General features: G+C 70.4%; 12 protein-coding genes and 2 pseudogenes. 4 read left to right on the plus strand and 10 right to left on the minus strand.

Translation table 11 applies throughout. The features are described 5' to 3' along the window. Positions 1-131: 131 nt before the first annotated feature. Together Prum_RS11575 and Prum_RS11580 are read right to left on the minus strand one after the other, a co-directional pair. Positions 132-362 (minus strand): C1orf53 family protein, encoded by a 231-nt coding sequence (locus Prum_RS11575; RefSeq protein ID WP_173076341.1) that lies wholly within the window; start codon positions 360-362, stop codon positions 132-134. Between the two features lie 10 nt (positions 363-372). Then, positions 373-1,245 (minus strand): DMT family transporter, encoded by an 873-nt coding sequence (locus tag Prum_RS11580; protein ID WP_218577208.1) that lies wholly within the window; start codon positions 1,243-1,245, stop codon positions 373-375. Between the two features lie 188 nt (positions 1,246-1,433). Between Prum_RS11580 and Prum_RS11585 the strand changes: the two genes are divergently transcribed. After that, positions 1,434-1,892 (plus strand): hypothetical protein, encoded by a 459-nt coding sequence (locus Prum_RS11585; protein ID WP_173076345.1) that lies wholly within the window; start codon positions 1,434-1,436, stop codon positions 1,890-1,892. A gap of 208 nt (positions 1,893-2,100) precedes the next feature. Beyond that, positions 2,101-2,217 (plus strand): DUF1905 domain-containing protein, encoded by a 117-nt coding sequence (locus Prum_RS51285; RefSeq protein WP_246277820.1) that lies wholly within the window; start codon positions 2,101-2,103, stop codon positions 2,215-2,217. A 46-nt stretch (positions 2,218-2,263) separates the two neighbouring features. Here the strand turns inward: Prum_RS51285 and Prum_RS55025 are convergent, their stop codons facing one another. The 4 genes and pseudogenes from Prum_RS55025 to Prum_RS11605 all read right to left on the minus strand — a co-directional run bounded on the left by Prum_RS55025 (position 2,264) and on the right by Prum_RS11605 (position 6,154). Beyond that, the gene (locus Prum_RS55025) at positions 2,264-2,947 is read right to left on the minus strand and encodes a TSCPD domain-containing protein (protein WP_371871421.1); all 684 of its coding nucleotides are present in this window, start codon (positions 2,945-2,947) and stop codon (positions 2,264-2,266) included. Between the two features lie 143 nt (positions 2,948-3,090). Continuing rightward, positions 3,091-5,102: pseudogene (locus Prum_RS11595) on the minus strand (vitamin B12-dependent ribonucleotide reductase); the annotation flags it as partial. 46 nt (positions 5,103-5,148) lie between these two features. Next, complete coding sequence (nrdR, locus tag Prum_RS11600; RefSeq protein ID WP_173076347.1) at positions 5,149-5,631, minus strand: transcriptional regulator NrdR; 483 nt, start codon at positions 5,629-5,631, stop codon at positions 5,149-5,151. 421 nt (positions 5,632-6,052) lie between these two features. Beyond that, on the minus strand, positions 6,053-6,154 hold the full coding sequence (locus Prum_RS11605) for a LysM peptidoglycan-binding domain-containing protein (RefSeq protein WP_173076348.1): 102 nt from the start codon (positions 6,152-6,154) through the stop codon (positions 6,053-6,055). Between the two features lie 509 nt (positions 6,155-6,663). Here Prum_RS11605 and lexA point away from each other — a divergent pair. After that, complete coding sequence (gene lexA / locus Prum_RS11610) at positions 6,664-7,470, plus strand: transcriptional repressor LexA (protein WP_218577210.1); 807 nt, start codon at positions 6,664-6,666, stop codon at positions 7,468-7,470. Between the two features lie 4 nt (positions 7,471-7,474). Here lexA and Prum_RS11615 read toward each other — a convergent pair whose 3' ends face one another. Both Prum_RS11615 and hflX read right to left on the minus strand, forming a co-directional pair. Further along, positions 7,475-8,983: a hypothetical protein gene (locus Prum_RS11615; RefSeq protein WP_173076350.1), complete on the minus strand. Its 1,509-nt coding sequence runs from the start codon at positions 8,981-8,983 to the stop codon at positions 7,475-7,477. Between the two features lie 50 nt (positions 8,984-9,033). Continuing rightward, positions 9,034-10,443: a GTPase HflX gene (gene hflX / locus Prum_RS11620; protein ID WP_246277821.1), complete on the minus strand. Its 1,410-nt coding sequence runs from the start codon at positions 10,441-10,443 to the stop codon at positions 9,034-9,036. A gap of 98 nt (positions 10,444-10,541) precedes the next feature. Here hflX and Prum_RS11625 point away from each other — a divergent pair. Further along, a pseudogene (locus Prum_RS11625) lies at positions 10,542-11,931 on the plus strand (NAD-dependent malic enzyme). A gap of 583 nt (positions 11,932-12,514) precedes the next feature. Here the strand turns inward: Prum_RS11625 and Prum_RS11630 are convergent. Together Prum_RS11630 and dapF are read right to left on the minus strand one after the other, a co-directional pair. Then, positions 12,515-13,009, minus strand: coding sequence for a hypothetical protein (locus Prum_RS11630; RefSeq protein ID WP_173076352.1), 495 nt, complete (start codon positions 13,007-13,009; stop codon positions 12,515-12,517). Between the two features lie 120 nt (positions 13,010-13,129). After that, positions 13,130-13,897 (minus strand): diaminopimelate epimerase, encoded by a 768-nt coding sequence (gene dapF, locus Prum_RS11635; RefSeq protein WP_173076354.1) that lies wholly within the window; start codon positions 13,895-13,897, stop codon positions 13,130-13,132. Between the last annotated feature and the right edge of the window lie 2 nt (positions 13,898-13,899).

Here is a 13,899-nt window from a genome sequence, read left to right on the forward strand (position 1 = left end):
CCGACTCGACTTGGTGGGGTACACCGGGATCTTGGGTCCGGTTATGTCGGACACATCCGGACGCAAGATCCCGCCCTGACCCACCAAGTCCACTGCTAGCGCCCTGGTTGGGCAGCGCGCGTGGGCGGTGGTCAGGTGTTGACGTAGGGGCAGTGGCGGCAGCCGCGGGCGCAACACGTGCCGCGGTTCGCCAGGAAGGCCGCCGTGAGGACGAACAGGCCCGTCTGCGGGTCCAGGTAGCCGGGCTCGTCGGAGGCCAGGGCGGCGTCGTGGGCGGCGATGATCTCTTTCCGGTACGGGTGGTCCGGCGCCAGCCGGGACGGGTGCGGCTCGCGCAGCGGGCGGGGCGCGCGCTCGTCCATCCACGTCAGGCTACCGGTGCTCGGTGGTCGCCAGGGCGGCCACCGCGCCGAGCAGCACCAGCGTGCCGACGAGGGCCGCCGTGCTGAGCCGCTCGCCGAAGAGGCCGACCGCGATCGCCGTCGCCGCCACCGGTTCCAGCAGCGCCACCACCGAGGCGGTCGTGGCGCGTACCAGCCCCAGGCCGGCGAAGAACAGGCCGTACGCCAGGGCGGTCGGCACCGCGCCCAGGTACAGCAGCCAGCCGACCGTGCCGGCCAGCCCCTGACCCGCCGGCATCAGTCCCTCCACGAGCGCCAGCGGCAACAGGCACATCCCGCCGATCACGAACCCGACCAGCGCCGTGTCGTACGGGTCGCCGGACGTACCCGTGGCCCTGGTCAGGAGGGTGACCGCCGCGTAGCCGGCGGCGGACAGCAGCGCCAGCCCGATGCCCAGGGCCGGTCGCGGCCCGGCCGCGCCTGAGCCACCGGTCAGCAGGACGAGGCCGGCGATGGCGAGCCCGACGGCGGTCGTGCCGGCGCGCCCCAGCCGCTCGCCCAGCACGAACCGGGCACCGAACGCGATGAGCACCGGCCCGGCGCCCAGCGTGACCACGGTGCCGACGGCGAGGCCGACGTACGCGATCGCGGCGTAGAACGCGCACTGGTAGACGGCGAGGCCGACGCCGGTGGCGATCAGGGTCAGGTTGGGGCGGACGGCGAACCGGCGGCGGCGGCGCACCGCCAGCACCGCCGCGAGAATCGTGACGCCGATGACGAAACGCCACCAGGAGACCGCGATGGGACCGAGGCCGCTGGTGCGGTACAGCAGGGTCGCCGCGCCGGCGCCACTGCCCCACGCCGTCGCTGCGATGGAAATGAAAAGGAAACCACGTGCGGGCACGCTGAACTCCACTGTGGATGATTGACGGGGGCCGCGGAGAGCGGGCGACAACCATCCACCGCGGGACCAGAAGTGGTCCGCGGTCTGGGTTCAGTAGGGGCCGCCCGCTAGCGGGCGGGTGGAGCTAAGCGCACGGATGCCACCCTACCTGCCACTGGATGTCAGGTACGGCCGCCAGGATCGGAGGCATGAATGACTTCGACTTCTTCGTCGGCACGTGGGACGTGGCGAACCGGTATTTGACCAAGCGCCTGGCCGGCGGCGACGACTGGGAGGAATTTCCCGGTCGGTCCGTCGCGCAGAGCTTCTTCGGCGGCGCCGGCAGCTTCGACGAGATCGAGTTCCCGACCAAGGGCCGGCGCGGCGCCTCGTTCCGGCTCTATGACCCGGCGACCGAGCTGTGGTCGATCTACTGGGCGAGCAGCCTCACCGGGCACCTGGACCCACCGGTGGTGGGCCGGTTCGTCGACGGGGTGGGCGAGTTTCAGGGCGACGACGTGTGGGAGGGGCAGCCGGTCCGGATGCGCTTCATCTGGTCGCGCATCACGCCGACGTCGGCGCGGTGGGAGCAGGCGTTCTCCCCCTCCTCCGCTGGTGAGCCGGAGTGGGAGACGAACTGGTACATGGACTTCACCCGGGTCGCCTGAGCGATGTCGAAATCGCCCCGCCCGCCTCTACGTACCCTGTGAGAGGGGTGATTTCCATGGACAAGGTGTTTACCGCGACGCTGCTGAAGAGCCCGAACAAGGGCGGCTGGACGTACGTCGTCTGGCCCGAGTCGGCGGAGTTCTTCGGCACGCGGGGGCTCGTCAAGATCCGGGGACGATCGACGGTCACCCGTTCCGGAGCTCGTTCATGGCGCTGGGCGACGGCACGCACAAGCTGCCGGTCAAGGCGGACGTCCGCAAGGCGATCGGCAAGCAGGAAGGCGACGAGGTAACCATCCACCTCCAGGAACGCCTCAAGGAGTAGCGCGTCGGGCGTCTGGTCGCGACCAGACGCCCGACGTCTCACAGCCTCAGCTGCAGCCGCTCGTGGAGCCGCAGCCCTCGCACACGTAGCAACTGCCGGCCGGGCGCATCTTCGTGCCGCAGGTGAAGCACAGCGGCGCGTCCGCGGCCTTGCCGATCACCGCCTCCAGCAGCTCCGTCGAGGAGCCGACGTGGGGTGCCGGCTTGGCCGCCACCGGCTCGTCCGGCGAGGACACGGCCGGCGCGACGATCGGCGCCGACACCGGGGCCGACGCGGCCATGCCGGCCATGTCGATCTGGCCCTCGGCCTCGGCCGCCACCTGGGCGGCGCGCTCCTTGGCGGTGAAGATGCCCAGCTCGGCCCGGCGCTCGTACGACAGGAAGTCCAGGGCCAGCCGCCGGAAGATGTAGTCCATCACCGAGGAGGCCATGCGGATGTCGGGATCGTCGGTCATGCCCGCCGGCTCGAACCGCATGTTGGTGAACTTGCTGACGTACGTCTCCAGGGGCACGCCGTACTGCAGGCCGATGGAGATGGCCACCGAGAAGGCGTCCATCACACCGGCCAGCGTGGAGCCCTGCTTGGACATCTTGAGGAAGACCTCGCCCAGCCCGTCGTCCGGGTACGACGACGCGGTGAGGTAGCCCTCGGCACCGGCGACCGAGAAGGAGACCGTCTCCGAGGGGCGCTTCTTCGGCAGCCGCTTGCGGATCGGCCGGTACTCGACCACCGGCTCCGGGTCACCACGGCCGGCACCGAAGCCGAGGCCGGCTTGGCGACCGACAGCGGCTGGCCCACCTTGCAGTTGTCGCGGTAGATGGCCAGCGCCTTCAGGCCCAGCTTCCAACCCTCGTAGTAGATCTTCTCGACGTCTTCGACGGTGGCGGACTCGGGCATGTTGACCGTCTTGGAGATGGCGCCGGAGATGAACGGCTGCACCGCCGCCATCATCCGCACATGGCCCATCGGCGCGATCGACCGGTCGCCCATGGCGCAGTCGAAGACCGCGTAGTGCTCGGTCTTGAGACCGGGCGCGTCGACCACGTGGCCGTGCTCGGAGATGTGCTCGATGATCGCCTCGACCTGCTCCTCGGGTAGCCGAGTGAGCGCAGCGCCCGCGGCACCGTCTGGTTGACGATCTGCATCGAGCCGCCGCCGACCAGCTTCTTGAACTTGACCAGCGCCAGGTCGGGCTCGACCCCGGTCGTGTCGCAGTCCATCATCAGGCCGATCGTGCCGGTCGGGGCCAGCACCGACGCCTGCGAGTTGCGCCAGCCGCTCTTCTCGCCGAGCTTGTTGCCCTGCTGCCACTGCTTGGTGGCCTCGCGGACGATCGCGGTGGCCACCGAGCCGGTCGGCTTGATCGCGTCGTTGGCCGCGGCGTGCTTGCGCATGACCCGCTTGTGCGGCTCGGCGTTGCGGGCGTATCCGTCGTACGGCCCGACGACGCCGGCCAGTTCGGCCGAGCGGCGGTAGGCGGTGCCGTTCATCAGGGAGGTGATCGCGGCGGCGACCGAGCGGCCACCCTCCGAGTCGTACGGCAGGCCGGACGCCATCAGCAGGGCGCCGAGGTTGGCGTATCCGATGCCGAGCTGCCGGTAGGCCCGCGTGGTCTCGCCGATCTTCTCCGTCGGGAAGTCGGCGAAGCAGATCGAGATGTCCATCGCGGTGATGACGAACTCGACCGACTTGACGAACCGCTCCACCTCGAAGCCGCCGTCGGCCCGCAGGAACTTCATCAGGTTGAGCGAGGCCAGGTTGCACGAGGAGTTGTCCAGGTGCAGGTACTCCGAACACGGGTTGGACGCGGTGATCCGCCCGGTCTCGGGGCAGGTGTGCCAGTCGTTGATCGTGTCGTCGTACTGCAGGCCGGGGTCGGCGCACTCCCAGGCCGCCTGGGCGATGGAGGCGAAGAGCTTCTTCGCGTCGATCGTCTCGATGACCGACCCGTCGAGCCGCGCCCGCAGGTCGAAGCCCTTGCCCTCCTCGACGGCCCGCATGAACTCGTCGGACACCCGCACGGAGTTGTTGGCGTTCTGGTACTGGACGCTGACGATGTCCTTACCGCCCAGGTCCATGTCGAAGCCCGCGTCGCGCAGCGCCCGGATCTTGTCTTCCTCGCGCGCCTTGGTGACCACGAACTCCTCGATGTCAGGGTGGTCGACATCCAGGATGACCATCTTCGCCGCGCGCCGGGTGGCGCCGCCGGACTTGATCGTGCCGGCGCTCGCGTCGGCGCCACGCATGAAGCTCACCGGGCCGGACGCGGTGCCGCCGCTTGATAGCAGCTCCCGGGACGACCGGATCCGGGACAGGTTGACGCCGGAGCCGGACCCGCCCTTGAAGATCAGGCCCTCCTCCTTGTACCAGTCGAGGATCGAGTCCATCGAGTCGTCGACCGCCAGGATGAAACACGCGCTGACCTGCTGCGGCGACGCGGTGCCCACGTTGAACCACACCGGCGAGTTGAAGCTGAACACCTGGTGCAGCAGCATCCAGGTCAGCTCGTGCTCGAAGACCTCGGCGTCGGCCGGCGAGGCGAAGTAACCGTGCTGCTCCCCCGCCGCCCGGTAGGTCTTCACCACCCGGTCGATGAGCTGCTTGAGCGACCACTCCCGCTGTGGCGTGCCGACCGCACCCCGGAAGTACTTGGTCGTCACGATGTTGGCCGCGTTGACGCTCCAGGAGTCGGGGAACTCGACGCCCCGCTGCTCGAAGTTGATCGAGCCATCGCGCCAGTTGGTCATCACGACGTCACGGCGCTCCCAGGCCACCTCGTCGTAGGGGTGGACACCCTCGGTGGTCCACACCCGCTCGACCTTCAGCCCCCCGACCGTGCCGCGCGCCGTACGCCCCTTACCTGTTGTCACGCCTTCCCCCGACATCACACATGCCCCTCGGACGGAACCTGAGAACCTAAATCAAAAAGAACTACGGAGTACGCCCGGCGGCGGCGCTTTCGCGCGCCTCCGCGGCGGCGCGCAGCGTCGCGATCTCCCGCTCGAAGTCACCCAACGACTCGAACGAGCGGTAGACGCTCGCGAACCGCAGGTAGGCGACCTCGTCCAGCTCGCGCAGCGGCCCCAGGATGGCCAGCCCCACCTCGTGGCTCGGGATCTCCGCCGCACCCTTGGCCCGGACGGTCTCCTCGACCTTTTGCGCGAGGAGCGCGATCGCGTCCTCGTCGACCGGCCGGCCTTGGCACGCCTTGCGCACGCCCCCGATGATCTTCGTCCGGCTGAACGGCTCGGTCACCCCGCTGCGCTTGACCACGGCCAGGACCGCCTCCTCGACCGTGGTGAACCGCTTGCCGCACTCGGGACAGGCCCGGCGACGGCGGATCAGCTGGCCGTCATCGGCCTCTCGCGAGTCGACGACCCGGGAGTCGGCGTGCCGACAATACGGACACCGCATCGACACACCTCCCTTCAGCAACCTGAAGGCTATGCCCACCCCCGACAGTTTTCGGGCACGCCGATACGCAGCGGACGGCCACTGCCTGTGGACACCGCTGTGCATACCGTGTGGGAAAGCTGTGGGAAGCGAAACCCAACCTGTGGACAACTTACAGCCTTGTAACTACTACATCTAGGGGTCGACGTTATGCCAGCCGGCGGCCCAACGCAAGTTAAACGGCCGATCCTGCCGGTGGTGTCGGGCGTCTCACCGTAAGGGTCTGTGTCGAAGTGGGGGCCGGAGCGAGGCGAGGCCCAGGCGGCGGTCCGGTGGTGCCGGGCGGAAGGTCACATACCGGTGTTGTATGCGGCCTTCCGCCCGGTGCCGCCGGTCGTCGTCTGGGTCCGCCGCAGCCCGGTCATCCACTTCGACACAGGCCCTAACGAGGTAGGGCCAACTCCTGGCCGACCCGGACGGTGTAGCCGTCGAGGTTGTTGAGGCGGCGGATCTCCTCGATCACCGCGACCCGGTCACCGCGCAACCGGTGCCGGTCGACGATCGACCACAGCGTGTCCCCCGCTGCACGACCGTCGTGGCCGGCGCGCCGGGCGGATCGGCGGCGCGGGACGCCGTCGCCGCGAGGGCGGTGACACCGGCGGCGAGCGCCAGAAAGAAGATCAGCACCACGACCCGCCCCGGCGGGTCAGGCGTAGTCTCGGCTTGGCATTGACCCGTCGGTCACCCACGGACATCGGTAGGAGCCGGGGTCGCACCCGGCGGTGCTCGACCCGAATTCCGCTTAGGCTCTCCAACGCGTTCATCGCGGCCCCTCACAGGTCGAACAGAAGTTCGATCGAACGGACGTACGATGGTTTACCAGAACACACGTGCGGATGTCGAGCCTCAAAGCGCGACACGCCGGGGTTAGGTCGTACAGATGTTTGAAACTGGCTAATCTTGCCGATACGGTGAGTCAACCGATCCGGGACCCTGCGGCACCATCCACAAGCGAGGGTCACCGGCGCCATCGCCGACCAGGAGGACAGACCCGTGTCGACCGACGACGGAGGCAGCCGCCAGACGCCGCCTCAGCTCAAGAGCGCCAAGGCCACCGGCTCCACGGCGACGAGCGGCCGGCGGCGCGGGGCGACCCGGTCACGCGCTGAGGGCGGGCCCCAGCTGCGCGCCGTCACACCGGTGGTCAGCTCGTTCCCCGACCTGGTCACCGCCGACCTCACCGCCCGACAGCGGCGCATCCTGGAGTTCATCCGGGACTGGGTGGAGCGCTACGGCTACCCGCCCAGCGTCCGCGAGATCGGCGAGGCGGTCGGCCTGGTGTCCCCGTCGAGCGTCGCCTACCAGCTCAAGGAGCTGGAGCGAAAGGGCTTCCTGCGGCGCGACCCCAACCGGCCGCGCGCCGTCGACGTACGGCCGCCGAGCGACCTGATGGACGACGAGACGGCCCGCGCCGCCCGGCCGGCCCCGGCGTACGTGCCGATGCTGGGCCGGATCGCCGCCGGTGGCCCGATCCTGGCCGAGCAGGCGGTCGAAGACGTGTTCCCGCTGCCGCGCGAGCTGGTCGGCGAGGGCGAGGTCTTCATGCTCCAGGTCAAGGGCGACTCGATGCTCGACGCGGCCATCTGCGACGGCGACTGGGTCGTGGTACGCCAGCAGCCGACGGCCAACGCCGGTGAGATCGTCGCCGCCATGATCGAGGGCGAGGCGACCGTGAAGACGTACCGGCGGCGGGACGGGCACGTGTGGCTGATGCCGCAGAACCCGGCCTTCGACCCGATCCCGGGCGACGACGCCACCATCCTCGGCCGGGTGGTCGCCGTGCTCCGCCGGGTCAAGTGAGTAGTTAGTACTCGTCCGGGTAGACGCCGCTCGGACCCGCCTGCGGGCGGCCGTACACCCCACCGGAGTACGTGCCGCCGGCGGGCGGGGCCTCGGGCGGTGGCGGCTGGTGATACTGGCCGCCGCCGTACACGTTGCCACTGTTGCCCCCGTTGACGCCGCCGCCGTAGACGTTGCCGGCCGGCGGTCGGGCGGGCGCGCCGTACGCCTGCCCCGCCGGCTGGTAGTCGTTGGGTGCCGGCTGCTCCGACCGGTACCCGTCGTCGAAGCCGCCCGGCCGGCGATCCCAACTCGCGTCGTCGTACCCCCCGTAGCGATCCTCGACCGCGACCGCCGCGACGGCCGCGCCCGGGACGGGCTGGCGGCCGACCGTGGGGCTCGGGGTGTCGTCCTGGCCGGCCTTCGCGCCGACCGGGGCGGCCGGCGGCCGGCGGCGGGCCCGCAGGATGCCGAAGACGCCCGCGCCGACCAGCAGCGCGCCGAGGAGGCCGACCCCGCCGATCAGATAAGTGATCTGCTGCAGCGTGATGTCGTCGAGCCAGGACCGGTCGCTCCCGCCGCCGTTGGCGCCGCCGCCGATCGACGCGGCCTTGGTCGCCTGGGGCGCGGCCACGGACGGCGTGTAGCGCAGCAGGTCGTTCTTGATGTCCTCGTCGAGCGTGCCGAGATCCGACACGGTCAGGAACGACTTTCCGTCCGCGCTGTACGCGATGGCCTCGCCGAACTGGTCGGTCTCCAGCGGGGTGATCCGGGGCTTGCCGGTCGTGATCGCCTTGACGATGTCGCCGCCGGTCACGTCGAACTCGAAGGCGTCGGCGTAGGTGCGCAGCACGACCTTGGTGCCGTCGGGCGACCGCGCCGCGCCCGTGACCAGCAGCCGGCCGGGGGCGCCGAAGACGTTCTCCGTCTCGGTCTTGGGCAGCGTGACCTCGCCCACCTTGGCGAGGGCGACCGGCGTCTCGTTGTTTTTCTTCAGCGCCGCGGCCGGGCTGTAGAGCTCAGCCTTCCCTGCCGTCTTGGTGATGATCACCGGGACGTTGTTGGCCCCGATGAGCAGCGCCTCCGCGTCGTGCGCCTTGCCGTCGGGGTACGCGACCCGGTGGATGACCGGCTCCGAGCCCCCGCCGACCGGCATGGACCACAGCGCCACGTTGGTGCGGCGCGGGTTGCTGTCCGGGTTGTCGCCGACGTCGGCGATCCAGAGCGTCTTGGCGTCCGGGGAGATCGCCAGGTCTTCGGTGTCGCGCGGACCGTTGCCGCTGTACGGCACGTTCTTCGAGATGCCGCACTTGCTGGTGAGGTAGAAGACACGCTTGCGACTGGACGAGTCGGTGCTGTCGTTGATGGTGATGTAGCCGGTCTTGGTGGCGATCAGGCCGGACAGCTCGTCGAGCCGCTCGTCCTGGATCGTGCAGACCTTCTTTCCCGCCGCCATCGCGGGCACCGCGCCGACGGCGACGCTCGCGCCGACCACTCCCAGCGCGACCACCACCGAGGACACCACACGACGCATCCGTTCAGTGTCGCATGTCGTCCGCAACCCGTGGGTAACCCCGGATCGTCTCACGCTGGGTCAGCGAACGGTGCCAATTCCGCAGCCAGCGCCTCGTCCACGCGCACGTGGATCCGCGTGCCCTGCTCGGTGTGCGTCGTGGCGAGCACCTCGCCCCGGCTGTGCACCCTGGCGACCAGGTCGCCCCGGTCGTACGGCACCGTGGCCAGCACCTCCACCGCCGGCCGCGGCAGCCGGGCCTCGATGGCGGCGCGCAGCTCCTCGATGCCGCGCCCGGTGCGGGCGGACACGAACACCGCGTCCGGCCAGGTCCGCTTCAGCCGCAGCAGGGTCTCCTCGTCGGCGGCGTCGACCTTGTTGACGGCCAGCAGCTCGGGCAGCGTGTCGGCGCCCACCTCGGCGAGCACCTCGCGGACCGCGCGTACCTGCCCCTCCGGGTCGGCGTGGGCGCCGTCGACCACGTGGACGACCAGGTCGGCGTCGGCCACCTCCTCCAGCGTGGAGCGGAACGCCTCCACGATCTGGTGCGGCAGGTGCCGGACGAACCCGACCGTGTCGGACAGCGTGTAGACCCGGCCGTCGCCGGTCTCCGCGCGGCGGGTGGTCGGGTCGAGCGTGGCGAAGAGCGCGTCCTCGACCAGTACGCCGGCGCCGGTCAGCCGGTTGAGCAGGCTGGACTTGCCGGCGTTGGTGTACCCAGCGATGGCGACCGCGGGCACCAGGTTGCGCGTGCGGCTGGCGCGCATCGTCTGGCGTACCGTGCGCATGCCCTTGATCTCGCGACGCAGCCGCGCGATGCGGGTGCGGATCCGGCGGCGGTCCGTTTCCAGCTTGGTCTCACCGGGACCGCGCAGACCCACGCCGCCCCCGGCGCCGCCGCCGCGCCCGCTGCCGCCGGTCTGCCGGGACAGCGCCTCACCCCAGCCGCGCAGCCGCGGCAGCAGGTATTCGAGCTGCGCCAGCTCGACCTGGGCCTTGCCCTCTTTGCTCTTGGCGTGCTGGGCGAAGATGTCGAGGATCAGCGCGGTGCGGTCGATGACCTTGACCTTGGTGCGCTGCTCCAGGTTACGCAGCTGGGACGGGGACAGCTCCCCGTCGCAGATCACCGTGTCGGCACCGCTGGACTCGACCACCGAGCCCAGCTCCTCGACCTTGCCGCGGCCGACGTACGTGGCCGGGTCCGGGCGGTTGCGCCGCTGGATGACGCCTTCGAGCACCTGCGAACCGGCGGTCTCGGCGAGGGCGGCCAGCTCGGCGAGCGAGTTCTCCGCGTCGGTGGCGGTGCCCTCGGTCCAGACCCCGACGAGGACCACCCGCTCCAGCCGGAGCTGCCGGTACTCGACCTCGGTGACGTCGGTGAGCTCGGTGGACAGGCCCGCGACGCGGCGCAGCGCATGGCGGTCCTCCAGCTCCAGCGCACCCGTCGTGGCGTCGTCGTCCAACAGAACGAGGTCCTGCAAGCTGATCTCCCACCGTGTCCCATAAATCCCGACCCGACAATGGTGGCACGCCGTCCCCCGTATCGCACCTGGTTAAGGAGCGCGGTAAGAATGGCATCGTGCCGACCACCCGCCTGCCCAGTGCCGGATTCTCGATCACCGTCCGGGTCAGTGTCACCGCCGACGCCTCCGCGATCGGCCGCCTGACCACCTGCGTCGGCGAAGCCGGCGCCATCGTCACCGCGCTCGACGTCGTCGACTCCGACCACGTACGGGTGACCGTGGACATCACCTGTGACACCGCCGACTCCACCCACGCCGACCAGGTGGTCAAGGCGCTCGAGGTGCTGCCCGGCGTGGACGTACACAAGGTGTCCGACCGCACGTTCCTGCTGCACCTCGGCGGCAAGATCGAGGTCACCCCAAGGTCGCGCTGCGCAACCGCGACGAGCTGTCCCGGGCGTACACCCCCGGGGTGGCCCGGGTGTGCCTCGCGATCGCGGAGAACCCCGAAGACGCCCGCCGGCTCACCATCAAGCGCAACACGGTGGCCGTCGTCACGGACGGCTCCGCCGTGCTGGGCCTGGGCAACATCGGCCCGGCCGCCTCGCTGCCCGTGATGGAGGGCAAGGCGGCGCTGTTCAAGCGCTTCGGCGGGGTCGACGCGTGGCCGGTCGTGCTGGACACCCAGGACACCGACGAGATCGTGCGGATCGTCCAGGCGATCGCGCCCGCGTACGGCGGGATCAACCTGGAAGACATCGCCGCGCCGCGCTGCTTCGAGATCGAGGCGCGGCTGCGCGAGCTGCTCGACATCCCGGTCTTCCACGACGACCAGCACGGCACCGCGATCTGCGTGCTCGCCGCGCTGACGAACGCGCTGCGCGTCGTGGGCAAGCGCCTCGCGGATGTCCGGGTGGTCGTCTCCGGAGCCGGCGCCGCGGGTACGGCGATCATGAAGCTGCTGCTCCGCCAGGGGTCGGCGACATCATCGCGTACGACCGCCGGGGCGCCCTGCACCGCGGGCTGGCCGACATGAACCCGTCCTGGCAGTGGCTGGCCGAGCACACCAACAAGGATGGGTACGCCGGCGACCTGCCCGGTGCGGTCCGGGGCGCGGACGTCTTCATCGGAGTGAGCGCCCCCAACCTGCTCACCGGCGACGACGTGGCCGCGATGGCCAAGGACTCGATCGTGTTCGCGCTGGCCAACCCGGACCCCGAGGTCGACCCGCGGGAGGCCCGCAAGCACGCCGCGATCGTGGCGACCGGCCGCTCCGACCAGCCCAACCAGATCAACAACGTGCTGGCCTTCCCCGGCGTGTTCCGCGGCATGCTGGACGCCCACGCGGAGGAGTTCACCGAGGAGATGGCCCTCGCGGCCGCGCGGGCCATCGCGGACGTGGTCGGATCGGAAAAGATCAACCCCACGGTCATCGTCCCCAGCGTCTTCGACCCGCGCGTGGCTCCCGCGGTAGCGGCGGCAGTCCGCGCCGCCTCCGGCCGCTAACCCACCCACGCCGCACTGGCTGCCGCCCACGCCGCGCTGCTCGCGCTGCTGCGCTTCGCGCTGCGCCGCCCGCGTCGCGCCGATCAAGGCCCTGCGCGCCGATCAAGGACTTGTGCGTCGATCAAGGACTTGTGCGTCGATCAAGGGCATATGGCCGTGCTTCGATCTCAAAACCACGGCCGTTTGCCCTTGATCGACGCGGAATTCCTTGATCGACGTCGGGAGAGCCCGCCGCCCCTGCCCCGGTGAGGGCCGCGGCACCGCGCCGCCAGTACCCGCCCGCGCCGCGCCGCGAGAAACCCCGCCGCCCCGCGCCGCCGTTCCGGCGGCGCGGGGCGGCACCGGGGAACGGCGCCCGCTCGTCCGCGTCGATCAAGGCCCTCTGCGTCGATCAAGGGCATACGGCCGTGGTTTGGAGATCAAAGCACGACCGTATGCCCTTGATCGACGGGCAAGTCCTTGATCGACGCGGCAAGGGCCTGCCGCACGACGCGGCAAGGGCCTGCCGCACGACGCGGCGCACGACGCGGCAGGGGCCCGACGCGCGGCGGTGCAAGGGCCTGCCGCGCGACGGCGTGGGGGGTTAGCAGGTCGAGGAGGACTTGCGCTTGGCGATCGCGGCGTCGGCGCCCGAGGCGTACTCGACCAACGTTTCGCCAGCGGGTTCGTACTGCCACTTCTTGCCGGTCAGCCGCAGCGCGCTGTGGCCCACCTTGTCGCCCTGGCGCCAGGTCAGCTCCACCAGTTCCATGCTCACCGGCTTCACTTCCTGCAGGTCGATCTTCACGCCCTTCTGCGCCGCCGGGCAGGTCTTGTTGACCTTCTCGAAGTCCTTCTGCGGTACTTCTTTCTTGGCCGCGTCGGTCCACAGGCCCCAGGCGCCGGCCCAGTCACCGTCGGCGAGCAGCTTGAACTGGCTGTTGGCGGTGTCGAGCGCCTCCGCCACGTTCGGGCCGTTCGACACGGGGGTGCCGGGCACCGCCGACTGCGCCACCATCGGGTTGGTGGCGGTGGGTCCTTCGCCGGGCGCTGTGCCGCATCCGGTGGCGAAAGCCAGCACAGCCGCGCCGATCAGCACGCCGCGAGTCCAGCGCATGGGAAAACCTCCGAGGTATCGATTATTGTCGTTGGGAGCGTTCCCAAGGACGCAGTCTGACACCTCGACTCGCATCGATCAACCCCCACGCCGGCGACGCGCTCACCCGGCGATGGTGGTCTCCCCCGCCGCGACGAGGACCGCCGGGCCCTCCAGCCACACGGTGTCGGGAGGGAAGTGGACCTGCACGCGGCCACCCGGAACGTCGACGGTGACGGAGGAGGCCGCGCCGCGGGCCACCGTGGCCACCGCTACCGCGCCGGTGCCGCAGGACAGGGTCTCGGCGGAGCCGCGCTCGTAGACGCGCATGCGTACGTGGGCGGGCGCCACCGGCTCGTAGAACTCCACGTTCACCCCGGCCGGGTAGAAGTCGTGGTCGTACGCCGGCGGCCGGTCGAGGTCCAGCGACGAAAGCGACACCCCATCCGGCAACGGGCAGACCAGGTGCGGGTTGCCGCAGTCGACGGCGGTCCCCTCGTACACGCGGCCGGTCACCGTGGCGGTGCTTTCGCCGTACACCTTGGGCAGGCCCATGTCGACGGAGATGGTCTGCTCGCCGATGACCGCGCGCACGACGCCGGCCCTGGTCTCGATCGGCACCGTGCCGGCCGCGAGGCCGGCGGACTCGAGGTAGCGCGCGAACACCCGGGCCCCGTTGCCGCACATCTCGGCGAGCGACCCGTCGGAGTTCCAGTAGTCCATGAACCAGTCCACGCCCGGCAGCGACGAGCGCGCCACCCGCAGGACGCCGTCGCCCCCGATGCCGAACCGCCGGTCGCACAGCGCCGCCACCAGCGACGGCGTGAGCTCCGGCGCGTCCGGCAGGATCACGAAGTCGTTGCCGGTGCCATGGCCCTTGAGGAAACGCACAG

It is taken from the genome of Phytohabitans rumicis, assembly GCF_011764445.1.
Taxonomy (GTDB): Bacteria; Actinomycetota; Actinomycetes; order Mycobacteriales; family Micromonosporaceae; genus Phytohabitans; species Phytohabitans rumicis.